Genomic DNA, 17,439 nt, shown 5'->3' on the forward strand with positions numbered 1-17,439 from the left:
AAAGGAGTGAGTAACGTGACAAACGTGTTGGAAGTGACGGGATTGACTACCACGTTTTCGAAAAATGAAAGGGCTTTCAAGGTGGTGGACAATCTTTGCTTGCAGGTCAAAAAAGGTGAATCGGTCGGGATCGTCGGAGAATCAGGGTGTGGAAAAAGCGTTGCCTCTCTATCCATGATGCGTTTGCTCAGTAAAAACGGAAGTATTGCAGGCCGTATTCAACTGAACGGAGCCGATCTCTTGCGCTATACCGAAAAAGAGATGCAGAAGATCAGAGGAAAAGAGATTGCAATGATCTTTCAGGAGCCGATGACTTCGTTGAATCCCGTACTGACCATCGGCAAGCAATTGAGCGAAGGGCTGGAAAAGCATGAGGGCATGAACCGAGTCCAATCGAGAGAAAGAGTGCTCGAGCTGTTGACGCAGGTAGGCATTTCACGTGCCAATGAAATCTATCACGAGTACCCGCATCGTCTGTCCGGGGGGATGCGACAGCGCGTGATGATCGCGATGGCGATTGCCTGTCATCCAAAGCTATTGATAGCGGACGAACCGACGACTGCACTAGACGTAACGATCCAGGCGCAAATATTGGATGTCATGAAAAAAATCCAAAGAGAGCTGGGCATGTCGCTCATCATGATCACACATGATTTGGGCGTCGTCGCCGAGACATGTGACCGGGTACTGGTGATGTATGCCGGGCAGGTCATTGAAGCGGCTGATGTTCGCACACTGCTTCGAAGCCCCAAGCATCCGTACACCATGGGCTTGATCAAATCGACGCCACATAATGCCAAAGGTCAGAAGAGATTGCACAGTATCGCGGGAAGTGTGCCGACCCCCGATAATTATCCGAAGGGATGCCGTTTTGCTCCGCGATGCGAGAAGGCGATGCCTGTCTGTTTGGAACAAAATCCCCCGTTGCTGGATGTGGATCAACAGTCGGAGTGTCGCTGTTGGCTGTATCAAGAGAACAGGGAAAGCACGGCGGTGAATGGATGAAGACGCCTCTTTTGCAAGTGAAGAACCTGAATAAGAAGTTCCTTGTCCGCAAAGGGTGGTTCCAGCAGCCAGGTTACGTGCATGCCGTTCATGGAGTGAACGTGACTGTCAACGCAGGTGAAACGTTGGGAATCGTGGGGGAGTCAGGCTGTGGCAAGTCAACACTGGGCAGATGCATTTTGCGCTTGATCGAGCCGACAGACGGCGAGATCGTGTTCGAGGGTCAAAATATCCGCAGCTTACAGAAGGCAGACATGAAGAAGCTGCGGCGTGATATGCAAATGGTGTTTCAAAATCCATTTGATACCCTCAATCCAAAGCTGACGATCCAGCACATTTTGTCAGAGCCATTGATTGCCCATGGTATCCCAAAGCGCGAGCGAGCAGCCATGCTCGAAGAGACGCTGGAGATCGTCGGTTTGAACAAAAGTCATTTGTCGCGATACGCGCATGAGTTTTCCGGAGGTCAAAGGCAAAGAATCGGGATCGCTCGCGCCTTGATGCTCAGGCCAAAGCTCATCATAGCTGACGAGCCTGTGTCCGCTCTGGATGTATCGATTCAATCGCAAATTCTCAATTTGCTTCAGGATTTGCAGGAGCAGTTTTCGCTCACGTATCTTTTTATCTCGCATGACTTGAGTGTCGTCGAGCATATCGCCGATCGAGTAGCGGTGATGTACTTGGGAGAAGTGATTGAGCTGGCGAAAAAAGAAGAGCTGTTTCAACGTCCGATGCATCCCTACACACAGTCGCTTCTCTCCGCCATTCCCATCACTGATCCTGACGAGAAAAAAGAACGGATCATGTTAACAGGGGACCTGCCGTCTCCATCCAATCCGCCGCAGGGCTGCAAGTTTCACCCGCGCTGTTGGGCGTGTATGGACGTGTGCAAGACAGAAGCGCCTCCATTAACAGAAGCAGACGGCAGACTGGTTGCGTGTCATCTCTATGAAAAATAAGGGAACAGGAGTGATAGATAGATGTTGGACCCACGTCTTACGAAGCTGGCGAATGTGCTGGTAAATTACTCTACAAATGTGCAGCCGGGAGATAACGTGTTGATCGATGCGATGGAGGTGGACGCCGCTCTGATAAAGGAGCTAATCAAAGCAGTTTCGCGAGCAGGCGGACATTCCTTTGTGAACCTGCGTGAATCCTCGATTAGTCGTCAGTTATTGCTAGCGGGAACACAGGAGCAATTCCGTCTAGGGGCAGAGATGGACAAAGAGCGAATGGAAAAAATGCAAGCGTGCATCATCATCGAGGGTGGTCTGAACATCAATGAAGTGTCTGATGTCCCTGATGAGCAGATGAAGCTGGCTACGTCCTTTTTCAAAGAAGTAAGTATTGTGCGTCTCAAAAAGAAATGGGTCTATCTCCGTTATCCGACGCCTTCCATGGCGCAACTGGCGAATAAAAGCACAGAAGCATTTGAACAGTTCTACTTCGATGTCTGCACGATGGATTACGCCAAAATGGCAGAAGCTATGCAGCCGCTCAAGGAGCTGATGGAGCGAACCGACCGCGTGAAAATCACGGGACCTGGCACAGAGCTGACCTTCTCAATCAAAGGCATTCCAGCGATTCCGTGTCCGGGGCACTATAACATACCAGACGGTGAAGTATTTACGGCCCCTGTTCGCGATTCGGTGAACGGTGTCATATCGTTTAACACGCCCTCGCCTTATCAAGGCTTTACCTTTGAAAAGGTACGGTTGGAGTTTGTGGAAGGGAAGATCGTTAACGCCACAGCCAATGACACGGAGCGCTTGAACAACATTTTGGATACAGATGAAGGTGCCCGGTACATTGGGGAGTTTGCTTTGGGGGTCCACCCGTTCATTCGGGAGCCTATGCAGGATATTTTATTCGATGAAAAAATCGACGGTAGTTTCCACTTTACCCCGGGACGATGCTATGACGAGGCATCCAACGGTAACAAGTCGAACATCCATTGGGACATGGTCATGATTCAACGCCCGGAGTATGGTGGCGGTGAGATTTGGTTCGATGACCACTTGATTCGCAGAGACGGACGTTTTCTTTTACCGGAGCTTGCACCACTTAACCCGGAAAACCTGAAATAACAGGGGGAGCATGAGGCATGACACACGTAATCGATGGGCATTTTGACCTTTTGCTGGATGTCGCTATTCAACGCGAGCATGGCAGGCGAAAAGTAATAGAATCGGATTACTTACCTGATTTCGTGGCGGGCGGGGTTCAGATGGTTGTCGCAGCGATTTATATCGACAACAAATTCCTGCCGGAGATGGGCTTGAGAAAAGCACTGCAACAAATCAGCGCGTTGCACGCAGAGGCAGATGAATCGCCTGAGAAAATCATGGTTTGCAAAAATGTGAGTGACATCGAGACCGCGAAGCGAATGGGGAAGATTGGTTTTGTGCTCTCTCTGGAAGGCGCGGAACCGTTATATAATGATCTGAGTATGCTCCGTGTTTTTTACGAGCTGGGCGTGCGCCTTTTGGGTCTCGTGTGGAGCAGGCGGAACTTCGTTGGAGATGGCAGTCATTTTAGTCCGGTACGGGAAGGGCGCAAGGGCGGGCTCACCGAGTTCGGTATCCGCGTCGTCGAAGAGGCAGAAGCAATGGGCATCATCCTTGATGTCAGCCATCTGAATGACGAGGGCTTTTGGGATCTAATCGAGGTAGCGCGTAAGCCCATCATCGCTTCTCATTCCAATTGCCGGACATTAGCAAGCTCCATGCGCAATCTGACGGATGAGCAAATCAGGGCGATCGCATTCACCAACGGCGTAATCGGCATCAATGGCGTCAATCTGTTCGTAGCGGATACAGACGATCAGGCTGATATCGAGCACATGATCAACCACGTCGATCACATCGTGAAGCTGGTTGGGATTGAACACGTCGGACTGGGTCTGGACATCATCGAGCCATTTATGAAATACGATTCTCCCAATGTGTTTATCCAAGCAGGACGCAAAGATTTTGATGTCGTAAAAGGACATACCAAGGTTCCAGAGCTTGTGCGTGCCCTTGCCAAAAGAGGGTACAAGGATGAAGCGATTGAGCGTATTTTGGGCAAAAACTTCATCCGCGTGTTTAAGGACGTGTGGAAATCATAGAGAGATGAGGGAGTGGAACATTGACCATTACGATAGTGGTAATCTCTTCGGAAGAATTTTTGCCAAGGATCTTGAAGCATACCCAATCCATCGATTACATTCAACTGACCTCGTATACATACCAGAACCCCAAAGAGAGTGTTGCGTTGCTTGATCAAATCCATGACTGCGACGTGCTGCTTTTTGCTGGCCCACTTCCTTATTTTTTTGCCAAGGAAAAGGTAGAGCAAAAGAAGCTGCCTGCCGTGTACATCCCGATCGATGAATATACCATTTCCCTCTCTTTATTTCATACCTTGCTGAATGTACCAGGAGGACTGGAGTGCATCTCGATAGATTTGCCAAAAGCGGAGTATATTGAGAAGGTCGCTGATGAATTGGGCATTATTTCTACGCCTTGGTATGTAAAAGACTACAGTGAGATTATTGAAGAAGGCGGGACGAGATTTGACGTAGAGGAGATTATTCAGTTCCACAAGGAGCTTTGGGAACAGAAAAAGAGCCATTTTGCTTTGACTGGTGTTGACTACGTATACAGTCGATTACGTGAGATGAACATCCCTTCTGCATCGCTCGTCAGTCCCGATAAAAATATTCGCGATGCCGTCAATCAAGCCGTTGCTTATGGTCAATTGAAAATTAGCAAAAATTCGCAGATTGCTGTGGGAATTGCAGCGATCCAGCAAAATGATGGTCCGCCAGTAGAAACGCAATGGCAGGATGCGACGATTATTTTGCTGCAAGAGCTGCTGGAGCTCGTCAAAGAGACGGACGCTTCCATTCAAAAGTTGGGAATGGATCAATTCATCATCTATGGCACGAGAGGTAGCATCGAGCAAATGATTGAATCCGGGAAGATCATGCAAGTATTGGGCAATGTTGATCTGCTGGCCAAAGTGACGGTTGCCATCGGATTTGGTTTTGGCCAAACCGCGAAAGAGGCCGAAGCCAATGCACGCATTGCGATTTATCATGCCCAGAAAATAAATGAAAGCAGTGCGTATCTGGTGACGGATGAAAAAGAAGTGATTGGGCCATTGAACACCGAATCGAAGACATTCCAATTAAAAAGCGAGAACAAGGAAGTGCTGGAGATCGCAGAGAAGACTGGCGCAAGTGTCGCTACTATCACGAAAATCATGCAGTATGTCAAGCTTCGCCGCGATAACCGCTTCACCGCTTCCGATTTAGCCGAGTACCTCCAGATCAGTCGCCGCAGCTCGGAAAGAACTTTGAAAAAGCTGATCGAGCATCATGTTGTAGAGATCGTCGGAGAAGAACAGCCGTATCAGCAAGGACGCCCCCGGGCTGTGTATCGTCTTAATCATCCATGATTCTCCTCATGTAACATCAACCTGTCCCGGTTTTTCCGTTTGCGAAGGCAATCCGGGACCCCCACATCCCTCATCTAAGAAGCAATCCGATTTAATTAGCGACTATATACCGACGTAAGCAGACTTCGAATGGAAATGACTCGAAAATGGAGGTCGCGACATGCTATCAGAACGGTTAAAGGGCCAAATACGCAGCGTTTTACTCATGTGTGTACTCGTCTTTTCCATAGTTGGCTGCAGTTCTGCTCCCACTCCGGCTACAGACGACAAGCAAGCAAATCAACCAGCAAAAAACTCCCAGCCCAAAAAGGGTGGGACGATCACCATGGGATACCAGATGGAGCCAGATACGCTGGACCCGCAAAAGACGTCGTTGCCAGCGGGAAATTTTGTTGGGGGCATGTTGGGGGGAGCTCTGCTGATCCTCGATCCCTTTACGTTTGAGTTGAAGCCGCATCTGGCTGAATCGTACACGATCTCGGAAGACGGCAAGACCATGACGTTCAAGATACGTTCTGGCGTGAAGTTTCATGATGGAACACCGCTCACTGCGGAAGTTTTTAAGCAAAGCTATGAACGTGCACTCGATCCGAAAACAGCCTCACCGGTTACGGGACCGGACGTATCTTCGATCAAATCCATTTCAGCTCCTGATGATTCCACATTGATTTTTCATTTGAATGAGCCCTCCGCTTCGTTACTTTCTAACTTATCATATAGCGGCTACCAGCAACCCATTTCCATAGAGGCACGAAACAAATACGGAAATGAGCTGGGGCGCAATCCTGTCGGGGTAGGTCCGTGGAAATTCGAGAGCTGGAAAACAGGCGAATCGATCACACTGGTACGAAACGACGAGTATAAGTGGGCAGCTCCTTTTGCTCTGAATCAAGGACCTGTAAGACCCGACAAGTTCGTTCTGAAATTTATTCAAGACGACCAGACTATGATGGCTGCTCTCGACAGTGGGACGATTGATATTGCCACTGTGTCCCCGAAAGACGCGAAGAAATACAAGGATCACAAAGATTTTACGGTGTTGGAAGGAATGCAGCCTGCAGAGTTCTTCATTGGGATGAATCTGGAAAATGAAATCTTGCAGGATGTCCGCGTGAGAAAAGCACTGAACTTGGCGATCAACAAAGATGCATTGATCATGGCAGATCTGCAAGGAGAGGGGGTGCCTGTCTACGGACCGATCCCACCAACGATGATCGGATACGATGCGGCAGTAGAGCAGTACGGCTACAAGTACAATGCTGATCAAGCCAGACAACTGCTGGAAGAAGCAGGATGGAAGCCAAACGCGCAAGGGATAAGGGAAAAGGATGGGAAAACGCTCAGCCTGACGATGCTCATCGAAGATACAAATCCCGGACATCAGCTGGTGCAAAGCATGTTCAAAGAGATTGGTGTCGAATTGCATATCCAAAAGTATGAATCAGCGACAGCTCTTGAACAGGCACTGAAGGGCGAGTTCGATTTGTTCACAACGGGTCATGGCAGCGTCGATCCAGATATTTTGCACTTGTTACTGCATTCGAGTCAGATCGGGGGCTTGAATTTCTTTCGCCTCAGTGATCAACAGCTCGATAGCCTGCTAGATAAAGGACGAACGACAACAGATCAAGCGCAGCGACAGCAGGTTTTTGCAGACATTCAAAAAAGAGTCGTGGAACAGGCCTATTGGGTTCCGCTCTATTCCGCAAAAACATTCGTGGTCATCAGTAACCGGATTCAAGGCATCAAGCCAAATCCATTAGCATCCTTGATTATTCAGGACATGTGGGTGAACGAGTAGGGCATGGTATGACAACATTCGAAAGAGGTGGAAGAAATGAGACAGCAAGGCTGGTCAGTAGAGTGGGAAGAACTGGTTGAGAAAGAAATGAAGGAAGGTAGAGTTCCGGGCTTCGTTATGGGTGTGAATCTGAATGGGCAGAGCCTGTTTCGCAAAAGCTTTGGCTATCGGGATCGTGAAAAGGAACTCGAAATCACTCCTGATACGGTGATGGGTTTGGCCTCCGTTACAAAGTCCTTTACATGCATGGCGATCATGCAGCTACAGGAAGCGAAAAAGCTCTCTGTTCATGATCCAGTGATCAAGTACCTCCCTGAGTTTCGTACCCCGGATCGTCAAAAAACGGAGCAGATGACGATCCACCATTTTATGACGCACACGACGGGCTTACCGCCGCTGCCCATTGATAACCTGGCGATTCGCAACTCCATGCTCGATGACATGCCGGACGAGGATAACCCGATTCACCGTTACTTGAAAAAGGAGTACCAGAAACCGATCTACACGTTCGAAGAGCTGATGGAAGCTCTTGCTCTGGCGGAATATGAGCTGGTGGGCTCACCAGGACAATTGTTCAGCTATTCGAATGATTGCTATTCTCTCCTGGGAGCGGTTATAGCCAGAGTGAGTGGGAAGTCGTATGACGTGTATGTCAAAGAGCATATTTTGGAACCAGCAGACATGAAGAGCAGCACCTTTCTTCTGAGCGATCTGCCACACCTCCCGGATGTAACGACCATCTATCATTTTAAAGAGAGCAATGGCGTATCTGAGATTTACCCTGATCCAAATTGGGAGGATGGGCTACTCGTAGCGGCATCGGGGCATTTGAATTCAACAGTGCATGACATGTTGAACTACGCTGAAATTTTCCGTACGGGCGGATGTGTGGGCAAGGAACGGATATTATCCGAGGAGAGCGTCAAACAAATGATCTATCCGCATATCAAGAACAGCTACAGAAGGTACTACGGGTATGGCTTATCCATTCAACCCGACTACTATGGGGGTACCTTGATCAAACACGGTGGAGCGATCAAAGGTGTCGCCGCCCATTTAGCGATTGTTCCGGAGCGGGGTATTACATCCATGGCCTTGGCCAATTTGATCGGAAGCCCCGTCGAAAAAGCCACACTGACAGCACTCCATGCCATAGAAGGCCGTCCATTGAATACGCCACAGTACCAATTCGAGACATACAGCGTCCCTACTGCCCAATTAGGAGAATATGCCGGTCGATACGTTAGTGGGGAAGGAATGGATATCATCGTATATGTGGTAGAGGATGCCTTGATGATGATAGATAAAACGTCAGATGCGTTTGGTGGAAAACAACTGAACTATCTATTGCGACCAATTGGAGAGCATCAATTTATCACCGAGAGAGAGGGAAGTGAGCTGACAGTTGGCTTTATAAAAGGCGAAGACGGCTCTGTAAAAGCCATGTCCCTTTATTATCGAATCATTCCACGAGTAGCAGCTACGGAGGGTAGTCGAGTATGAAAATAACGTCTGTAAAGGTTCATGCCATAAGGTTGCCGCTAAAACGCCCATTTATTATCGCGTATGCCTCTTATGCGGATATGCCGTCCATTATTGTAAAAGTGGAGACAGACAATGGCTTGGTCGGACTAGGCGAAGCCGTACCGGATCAAAATGTCACCGGAGAGACGTGGGAGTCTACCTATACGATGCTCGTTCATAACCTGGCGCCTATTGTAATCGGTGAGAATCCGTTTGATATCGAGAGAATCCATGAGAAGATGAACCAGGCTGTTTGGGGAGCCCCAGCAGCAAAAGCCGCCATCGATATCGCTTGCTATGATCTGATGGGAAAGGCGGCTGGTCAACCTGTTTATCATTTCTTAGGCGGAAAATATCACAAGACTCTTTCCTTCCCATATGTGTTAAGCATTTTAGAGCCAGAGGTCATGGCAGCTGAAGCCAAGCAAGCAGTGGCAGCTGGGTATGACTCGATCAAAATAAAGGTGGGAGCTGATCTTCGGACAGATATCCAGCGAATCCGGGCTGTTCGGCAGGCAGTTGGACCTGACGTAGGGCTGCGGGTGGACGCCAACCAAGGCTGGGAGAACCGTGCGAACTCCTTGCTTGTTTTGAAACAGCTCGAGGATTGTCACATTGATTGGATGGAGCAACCTGTGTTGGCTGATGATCTCGATGCTCTCGCGGAAATTCGCAGGCAAACGACTATTCCAATCATGGTAGACGAGGGACTGCACGGGACAAAGGAAATGCGGGAAGTCATCGCGAAGAAAGCTGCAGATAAAGTAAACATCAAACTGATGAAAAGTGGAGGGATTTATCCTGCTCTCAAATTGGTGAATCAGGCGGAAATGGCCGGGATGGAGTGTCAGATTGGTTCGATGCTGGAGTCTTCGATTGGCAGTGCAGCCGGCGCTCATTTGGCGATTGCGAAGAAAAACATCATTTCCAACGAGCTGGCAGGACCAACGATCATTTCGCGGGATGTGGCTCAGCTTGCGATTCACGGAAGCCAAATTGTCGTGACAGATCAGCCAGGCTTAGGTGTAGAGCTAGATGAAGCGGTGCTTGCCGACATAACGGTTAAGTCAGAGCAGGTCATCGGAGCGAAACGGCAACCCGTATAGGGAGATGACTGAATGCAAAATACGCGCATAGAAATCGTAGAGACATTGACAGAAAGCCAGCTTCAGATGATCAAGGCAATGGAGCAGGAGGCTTTTGGCGTACATGGAGCGATTGATGAATGGGTGCTCGTACCACTCGCGAGACATGGCTGCGTTGCACTTTTTATGGAAGCGGAGGAGGCGTGTCCTGTCGGAGTATGCCAGCTCTTGAGGGATTTCCGTCAGCCGGACAAGTGCTACATGTATGGGTATTACATCCGAGCAGATCGTAAAGGGATGGGGTATGGGTTCTCTTTCTTGAACCGATTGCTGGAGCAGCTGCGTGAGGATGGGTTTCGTCAGATTTGCCTGACCGTAAGCCCTGATAATACTGGAGCAGTCGGACTCTATCAAAAAGCAGGCTTTGCGGTTATCGAGAGACGGATTGCGGAATATGGTAGTGGAAACGATCGCTATTATATGGTGAAAACGCTATAGAAGGGGAGTCGCTACAAACATAAGCGTAGACATTTCTCTCTATTGTTTGTTGGAGATTCATTGGCCCTCTCCTCGTTGTAACCCGACCAAAATTAGGCACCGGACATGTTCCGGTGTTTTTTTGTGCACTTGACAATTATAAAACGACGGGTCATTATGTTTATTAAATAACAAACAAAAACATGTTTTGTTTATTAATTTTGCGGAAGGTGAGGGAGGAACTATGAATCGCGAAGAACTGAAACAACTGTATAAAGAATCGGAAACGCAGGCAGGGGTGTATCAGATTAAAAACACCAAAAACCAAAAAGTCTGGATCAGCGCCACCCGCAACCTCAAGACGATGAACGGAAAGCTGTTTACTCTCAAAATGGGTTCGCATATAAACAAGCAGCTTCAACAGGAATGGAATGAGTACGGAGAAGAGGCATTCGTCTTTGAAGTGTTGGAGGTTTTGAAAAAGAAGGAAGACGGATTCTTTGATGAAAAAGATGCCCTGAAGAAACTGGAACAAAAATGGCTCGACCAGCTCCAGCCGTACGGAGAGCGCGGATACAATCAGGAAAAAAAGAAAGAGCAATAATCAAACGAAAAGAGGGAAAGAAAATGAAAATACCAACTAACTTGAACCATAAGCCTGTTGTCGTGTCGGATAACTATGAGCGCGTTGATGGTCGATTAGCCAGGAACACAGATGTGAAAGCACTTTCTCTGGGAGTGGCAGAGGGCAACTCCAGAAGAAAGGTCGATATATCTGCCAAGGTATGGAGATACACGGGAGAAGAATGGTCAAAACAATCGGAGGAACTGCCTCTCCATCGCGTTCTTGATATGTCCATACTGATTTGTCGGTCTTTGGCTCATTTTCGCGACGCATACAGATATGAGCATTATTATGACCCGCAGGAGCCCGTCATCGACCGGGTTGCCCTGCAAGGGGATGCAATGAACGTGGCGATATGTACGGACAATGAGAGTCTTCATGAAGACATTAAGCTATTCAGCCAAGGGCTGAGTAACGACGATGAGCTGATCGGCGAACGTCTGCGCACATTATCAAAACTAGTAAAGGATATGGGGTATTGAAATGTTTTCCAATGTTTATGTTCGAACGATTATCCTCTCCCGTGTGCTGCTGCATTTGGGGATTTGGATCCGGAATTATGCCGTTCTTCTTTTCGTTAGCGAATTGACGAATAATAATCCGGTTTATGTATCACTGATTTCGGTTGCGGAATTCGCCCCCATTTTTCTATTCGGCCTGATTGGCGGAACTTTTGCCGATCGATGGCGGCCGAAACGGACAATGGTTTGGAGCGATCTGCTTTCTGCCCTGTCTGTCGGGGCTGTGCTGCTTGCACTCATGAATGGGGGATGGATGGCACTTCTCATCGGAACATTTATTTCCGCCAGCCTGTCTCAGTTTTCTCAACCCTCGGCGATGAAACTGTACAAGCGTCATGTGCCAGCTGAACAACTGCAAGGCGCGATGGCAATGTCCCAGACGCTTGTTGCTGTCTTTACGGTTTTAGGTCCGGTCATCGGCACGTTTATTTTCATCCAGTTTGGAATTACAGTCTCTCTGATTTTGACAGCCGTTCTGTTCCTAGGGTCTTCCCTTATATTAGCGACGCTTCCCCGTGACGCGGAGGAACCGAAGTCTGACGATGCTGGCGGCTTCATAAAGGAATTGAAGGCCGGACTGCGCTATATTGGGTCCAATCAATCCTTACGAACTCTCTGTCTGACTTTCTTCGCTGTCGGATTGGCGTCAGGTCTGACACAGCCGCTTCAGATCTTCCTTGTCATCGAGAATTTGGGACAGGACAAACAATTTTTGCAGTGGTTGGTTATGACCAACGGGTTAGCCATGTTGGCAGGAGGAGCAATCATAATCGGGATAGCCAAAAAGGTAAGGCCACAGATGTTGCTCATGGTAGGCTTGCTTGTCTCTGCCGCTTGCACGATGGTAATAGGGGTTACCACAACGATTTGGTTGATGATTGTTCTATTAGTGATCAGCGGTTTCTTTTTCCCTTGTATTCAAAGCGGAATCCAGACGCTACTTGTACGGAACACAGAAGGGGCATTTATGGGCCGGGTATCTGGTACGATCACGCCTGTTTTTATGGGGATGATGGTGATTGGCATGTTTATATCCGGCTATTTAAAAGAGACGTTTTCCCTAGTTGCGGTATATGTGGTGAGCGGGGTTTTGATTATGATCGGTGCGGCTTTGCTGCTGCCTCTTCTTGTTGAGAAAAAGAGCAAAGATGTGAAGAACCCAGCACTATGAGGGGAGTAGAAATGTAATGACTGAAAATGGAAAATATGATTTGTCACCCGAAAGACAGCTGACGGATGCAGAAAAAAAGCTTGTTTGGAAAAAGCCTTCCACTCATAAGGTCAGTGAAGAAGAACAGCGCATTAGTAAAGAAATCAAACGTAACTGGAACCGCGGAGAAATGAAAATCGCCAATATATTATTAGAAGGTGACGCTGGTTCTGGGAAAACACAACTAGCCAAAGCATTATCGGCTAATTTCGGGCTGCCGTATACGAAAGTGACTTGTTTTGCTGATATGGATAAATCGGATATTATTGGCGCTATTTTGCCGGTAATTTCTTCTGAACGTTTAGAGAAAATGGAGCCTGTCGAGCAAACGGTATGGAAAGCATTATATGAAAGTGATGGGTTTCAAAGCATATCTGAAATTTTAATGGATGCACTGGGGATTACTCAGGAACAGGCAGCTTTAAAGATGAAGCAATTACTGAAGCTTGCAGCAGCGGAAAATACCGATGGCGAAGCGATTGAGTACCGATTTTACCCTTCGGAAATCGTCAGGGCCTATCAAAAGGGTTATCTTTTGGAAATCCAAGAACCAAACGTTATTCGTGATGCTGCGGTGTTAATGGCATTAAACTCTGCCTTGGAGCTGGATGGCAGCATCAATCTTCCCACCGAGATCATATGCAGGCACCCAGACTTCATCGCGGTTATCACAACAAACCGCAGTTATGCGGGAACCAGGCCGTTAAACGAAGCGCTGCGTGACAGGGTTCAGCATACGGAAAAGATGGACCTGCCGACCAAAGAAATCATGATCGAACGTGTAATGGCCAAAACTGGTTTTCAAGATGGAAAGGTGTTGGGGATTTTAGCGGACATGATTATGGTTTTAGACAGAACAGCGCGGGCCAATGCGATCAAGGGCGTGGCTGGAATGCGTTCCTTTTTCTACTGGGCAGATGCGATTGCAGGAGGAGCTTCCGCAAAAGAATCCCTTTATCATAAGGTCATCTACAAGATAACAACCGATTCGGAAGAAATAAAGCTTTTGGAAGAAGCACTAAAAAATCATGGTTTGTTTGCCAGCTTGGAAGAAGCTGAGATTGAGTTAAAAAAAAACGAAAATCTGAGGATGCCATAGAGATCAGGACATGGGGAGGTATAGACGACACTGATTTTGGTAAAGACAACCAGGGAGGGGAAAAGGGAATCGCATTGAAAAAATCTGCCGATAGTGACGAAAGCTCTTCCCGTGTCTCTGATGATTCTACTCATATGGAACGTTCGGGTTTGGGAGAAGATGGCCCTCCCAAATATCATCAGGCAAATCCTGAATCCATGTCAGAGGAAGCGAAACAAAAGGAACGCGATTTCCGTAAAAGGCTGAATCGAGATGCAAGAGAGGTCGTTTCCGATTCGATTCATAAAAAAGTAAAGCTCATTGTTCACCGTCCAGACTACGATGAGGAAAACCAACAGGAATATGTTCGTCTTTGTCAGGGACTCATGCCTATCGTGCAAGAGATTGCTAGAAAGACACTTCCGTATCTGGAACATGAGATATCTTCCGACTTTGCGAGGAATCGTTACTACGGCAGCAAATTTCAAGCAGACAGCGTTGCTTACAGGGATTACAAGTATTTTGCCAAGAAACGTCCTCCAACAGAATCCCCTTCTCTTGTAGTTGGTCTTAGGGTTGATGAATCCGCATCTATGTCGGCTTACGGGAGATTAGAAGCAGCAAAACGAGCAGTGATCGCCGTATATGAATATTGTCAGCTTTGTCATATCCCCATTTTGATCTACGGCGATACTGCGGATGTTTCCAGATTGGAGCAAATGTCGATCTTTGCCTATGCCGACTTCGATAAAGCGGATGCCAATGATCGCTTCAGGTTAATGAGGATACATGCGCGAAGTAATAATCGCGATGGAATGGCGCTTAGAATTATGGCGGAACGATTAGCCGCTTCCCCCCAAAAGACAAAACTGTTGATTAGCATAAGTGACGGACAACCGAAAGCAATGGATGACTATACCGGAAGCTACGCTGTTACAGATATGAGACAGACCATACAGGAATATGAACGAAAAGGAGTTAAATTTCTTGCAGCCGCAATCGGTCAAGACAAGGATGTGATAAGTGAAATCTATGGGAATGAAAGATTTTTGGATATTACAAATTTACATGAGTTCCCTGCAAAGTTAGTTCGGATTATCGCTCAGTATTTATGATTGAAACGCGGGAATCTCTCTCTATCTGTTTCGCATAGAGAGGATGCCCGCGCTCTATTATTTTTCAATATACGCGTATTTAAAGTAGGAACCGCCGAGAGGGAAGATTACAAAGTCCTTCACCTTGTCGTTTTTCACATAAGCGTTGCCGCGGAAGTGCAGTGGTGCCAGCGGCATTTCTTCCATGAGAATTTTTTCGGCGTCAAACATCAGCTGCTTGCGCGTTTGCTCGTCGGATTCATAGTAGCTCTTATTGAGCAGATCGCGGTATTCCTTGTTGTCGAAGCGAACGACGTTGTTGCCACCCAAGTCCTTGTACATTTCGAGGAAATTGATCGGGTCGTTGAAATCGGCTCCCCATAGCCAGATGCCGAAGTCGTATTTGCCATTTTGGACATCCTCGTTGAACACTTTCCATTCTGAGGTGCGAATGTCAATGTCGACCCCCAGTGTTTTCTTCCACTCGTCTTGGAGTGCTTGAGCTAGCTTCTTGTCCGTTTCTCCGGTGTCGTAGTAGTACGTGACTTTAGGGAATTGAGTCAGCCCGAGTTCTTTCATGCCTTCTGCCAAAAGCTGCTTGGCCTTCGCCACATCTTCTTTAAAGTAGCCATCCGGATTCAACCCCATGGAAACGGGAACCCAGCCATAAGCGGGCGGAACACCAGTCTGTAGGATGTTATCTACCAGTTGCTGTCGGTTGATGGAATACGAAAACGCTTGGCGAATCTTTTTGTTGGTAAAAGGGGGCTTTTCTGTATTGAAGATGACGGCTTTGGTGCCGGGGTTATCTGCGACGAGCAGCTTGCCTTCTTCTTTAATCTGTCCGACTGCATCCGGTGACAAGCCAAAGGAAGGGTAGCCTCCCCAATCCAGATCGCCATTTTCAAACATGGACAGAGCGGTGTTGTTATCCTCGATGATGACAATATGGATCTGATCTAGCTTGACGTTGGCGCTGTCCCAATAAGTAGGGCTTTTGCTGAAGGTGAGCTTGGACTTGTGCTCCCACGTATCCATGATAAACGGGCCATTGCCGACAATCGTTTTGGCTTCTGTTGCCCACTGGGGGTTGCTCTCGATGGTCTTTTTATGAAGTGGGTAGTAGGTAGTGAATGAGGTTAATTCGCGGAAGAACGGTGTTGGTGAGCGCAAGGTGAAATCTAATGTGTAGTCGTCCTTTGCCTTTACCCCGACGTCTTCTGGCTTGCCTTTTCCGGAGTAAAAGTCCTCGCCCCCCTTGATATAGAAGAGCTGATACGCGTAGCCGGAAGCGGTTTTGGGGTCGAGATTGCGCTTGATGGCGTACTCAAAATCGTGAGCGGTAACAGGATCGCCATTGCTCCATTTGGCGTCCTTTCGAATGGTAAAAGTAAAATGAGTGAAGTCAGGAGTATGCGTGTAGCTCTCCGCGATGGCGTTGATCATCTGGCCTTGACGGTCGACGCTGGTCAGTCCTTCGAAGGTGAGATTGATCATGTCCATCGAGGTCGAATCTGTTGCAATGCCGGCATCCATCGTAGACGGCTCCCCGGTGATGCTCCATTGCAAGACCATTGGCTCTGAAGTAGTAGGCTTAGCTGTTGTTTCCGCTGGAGGGGATTGGATATTGTCGGTGGGCTTCGAGCTACAGCCGACTGAGAGACTAAATAACAAAACAGCAGTAGAAATGCCTAGTAGCCACTTGTTCATACTGTCCTCCTGTTAAATTATTTGAAAAATAAGAAAATTTATAGTTCCTCAAAAGAATAATGCACAGCAATCAGTCAGTCATTCAACATAATGTATAAATATTCATCAGAAATCACGGTTACCTTTCGGAATAAATTCATACAATTTGTCCGTTACTTCATTAACTATCGATCTGAAGGGACAACAAAAGCCACCCGTAAAAGGTGGCTTTGTCATTAGGGAGGGAAGAAAGGATTACTTGTTCATCGGCAAAACACCATCGCGCGATTTTCTCGTCCAAGGTGTTCCGAGATAAGAAAGTGCCCAGCGATCAAGACCATACCAGCCCGCAACCTTCCAAGCCAGAACGAGCCAAGTGGCAAAAACAAAAAGGAGTGGGTTGGTGCTGACCGTTCCTGCGAACAGAAAGCTGACGTTCATCAAGCCGCCGAAAAACGCTGCGATCCCTGTCAGGCATCCGAGGATCAAGCCGAGTCCGACGAGTACCTCACCCCAAGCAACGAGGAAGCCGAACACCTTGGCATTTGGCAATACCATATTTTCCAGGAACCAGGCGTACCACCCCGTTACGTCCTTTCCTTCGGCTGCTTTTGCCAAGGAGCCTTTTACGAACCCTTGAATCGCGCCGCCAGCCGCATCTCCGGTCCAGCTATCGGACTGGACTTTTTTCCATCCCGCAGTAATCCATGAATAGCCGACATACAGTCTGATGATCAACCAGAGCGCAGCCGATTTTGTGCTGGTGAATAGGAAGTGTGAAACAGGATTTTCAGGAATAATAATTTCGTTTTGACGATTTTGCATGTGGGTGTCCTCCTACATACGTTTTGCACATCTTTGTTCGAGCTGATTTTAACACAACAAAT

Annotated in this window: 16 protein-coding genes; 14 read left to right on the forward strand and 2 right to left on the reverse strand. The window is 47.9% G+C overall.

The features are described from left to right. Window positions 1-15 precede the first annotated feature (15 nt). The 14 genes from ACM6JA_RS20390 (at window position 16) to ACM6JA_RS20455 (ending at window position 14,884) form a co-directional block, all read left to right on the forward strand. A complete protein-coding gene (locus tag ACM6JA_RS20390; protein WP_414853795.1) occupies window positions 16-1,005 on the forward strand; it encodes an ABC transporter ATP-binding protein in 990 nt (329 codons plus the stop codon). After that, window positions 1,002-1,964 (forward strand): ABC transporter ATP-binding protein, encoded by a 963-nt coding sequence (locus tag ACM6JA_RS20395; protein ID WP_414854158.1) that lies wholly within the window; start codon window positions 1,002-1,004, stop codon window positions 1,962-1,964. The genes ACM6JA_RS20390 and ACM6JA_RS20395 overlap by 4 nt, the downstream gene beginning before the upstream one ends. 21 nt (window positions 1,965-1,985) lie before the next feature. Beyond that, on the forward strand, window positions 1,986-3,092 hold the full coding sequence (locus ACM6JA_RS20400; protein ID WP_414853796.1) for an aminopeptidase: 1,107 nt from the start codon (window positions 1,986-1,988) through the stop codon (window positions 3,090-3,092). A gap of 17 nt (window positions 3,093-3,109) precedes the next feature. Continuing rightward, window positions 3,110-4,114, forward strand: coding sequence for a dipeptidase (locus ACM6JA_RS20405; protein WP_414853797.1), 1,005 nt, complete (start codon window positions 3,110-3,112; stop codon window positions 4,112-4,114). A 20-nt stretch (window positions 4,115-4,134) separates the two neighbouring features. Next, window positions 4,135-5,448, forward strand: coding sequence for a transcriptional regulator (locus ACM6JA_RS20410; RefSeq protein ID WP_414853798.1), 1,314 nt, complete (start codon window positions 4,135-4,137; stop codon window positions 5,446-5,448). 160 nt (window positions 5,449-5,608) lie between these two features. Then, on the forward strand, window positions 5,609-7,249 hold the full coding sequence (locus ACM6JA_RS20415) for an ABC transporter substrate-binding protein (protein ID WP_414853799.1): 1,641 nt from the start codon (window positions 5,609-5,611) through the stop codon (window positions 7,247-7,249). Window positions 7,250-7,285: 36 nt separating this feature from the next. Further along, window positions 7,286-8,752 carry a serine hydrolase domain-containing protein gene (locus ACM6JA_RS20420; RefSeq protein WP_414853800.1) on the forward strand — a complete coding sequence of 489 codons (1,467 nt, stop codon included), beginning with the start codon at window positions 7,286-7,288 and terminating at the stop codon, window positions 8,750-8,752. Further along, entirely contained in the window at window positions 8,749-9,879 is a 1,131-nt protein-coding gene (locus ACM6JA_RS20425; RefSeq protein WP_414853801.1) for a mandelate racemase/muconate lactonizing enzyme family protein, read from the forward strand. The genes ACM6JA_RS20420 and ACM6JA_RS20425 overlap by 4 nt, the downstream gene beginning before the upstream one ends. A 12-nt stretch (window positions 9,880-9,891) precedes the next feature. Further along, window positions 9,892-10,356 (forward strand): GNAT family N-acetyltransferase, encoded by a 465-nt coding sequence (locus ACM6JA_RS20430; RefSeq protein ID WP_414853802.1) that lies wholly within the window; start codon window positions 9,892-9,894, stop codon window positions 10,354-10,356. A 223-nt stretch (window positions 10,357-10,579) separates the two neighbouring features. After that, the gene (locus ACM6JA_RS20435; RefSeq protein WP_007723539.1) at window positions 10,580-10,939 is read left to right on the forward strand and encodes a GIY-YIG nuclease family protein; all 360 of its coding nucleotides are present in this window, start codon (window positions 10,580-10,582) and stop codon (window positions 10,937-10,939) included. Between the two features lie 23 nt (window positions 10,940-10,962). Beyond that, entirely contained in the window at window positions 10,963-11,442 is a 480-nt protein-coding gene (locus ACM6JA_RS20440) for a DUF6530 family protein (protein ID WP_414853803.1), read from the forward strand. Between the two features lies 1 nt (window position 11,443). Further along, window positions 11,444-12,652 (forward strand): MFS transporter, encoded by a 1,209-nt coding sequence (locus ACM6JA_RS20445; RefSeq protein ID WP_414853804.1) that lies wholly within the window; start codon window positions 11,444-11,446, stop codon window positions 12,650-12,652. A gap of 16 nt (window positions 12,653-12,668) precedes the next feature. Continuing rightward, window positions 12,669-13,790 carry an AAA family ATPase gene (locus ACM6JA_RS20450; RefSeq protein WP_414853805.1) on the forward strand — a complete coding sequence of 374 codons (1,122 nt, stop codon included), beginning with the start codon at window positions 12,669-12,671 and terminating at the stop codon, window positions 13,788-13,790. Window positions 13,791-13,864: 74 nt separating this feature from the next. After that, on the forward strand, window positions 13,865-14,884 hold the full coding sequence (locus ACM6JA_RS20455) for a vWA domain-containing protein (RefSeq protein WP_414853806.1): 1,020 nt from the start codon (window positions 13,865-13,867) through the stop codon (window positions 14,882-14,884). 57 nt (window positions 14,885-14,941) lie between these two features. On the opposite strand, the gene ACM6JA_RS20460 is transcribed toward ACM6JA_RS20455, so the two are convergent. Then, window positions 14,942-16,573: a peptide ABC transporter substrate-binding protein gene (locus ACM6JA_RS20460; protein WP_414853807.1), complete on the reverse strand. Its 1,632-nt coding sequence runs from the start codon at window positions 16,571-16,573 to the stop codon at window positions 14,942-14,944. Window positions 16,574-16,807: 234 nt separating this feature from the next. After that, window positions 16,808-17,377: a DoxX family protein gene (locus tag ACM6JA_RS20465; RefSeq protein WP_007723525.1), complete on the reverse strand. Its 570-nt coding sequence runs from the start codon at window positions 17,375-17,377 to the stop codon at window positions 16,808-16,810. Between the last annotated feature and the right edge of the window lie 62 nt (window positions 17,378-17,439).

This window comes from Brevibacillus sp. IT-7CA2, from assembly GCF_949767855.1.
Classification (GTDB): domain Bacteria; phylum Bacillota; class Bacilli; order Brevibacillales; family Brevibacillaceae; genus Brevibacillus.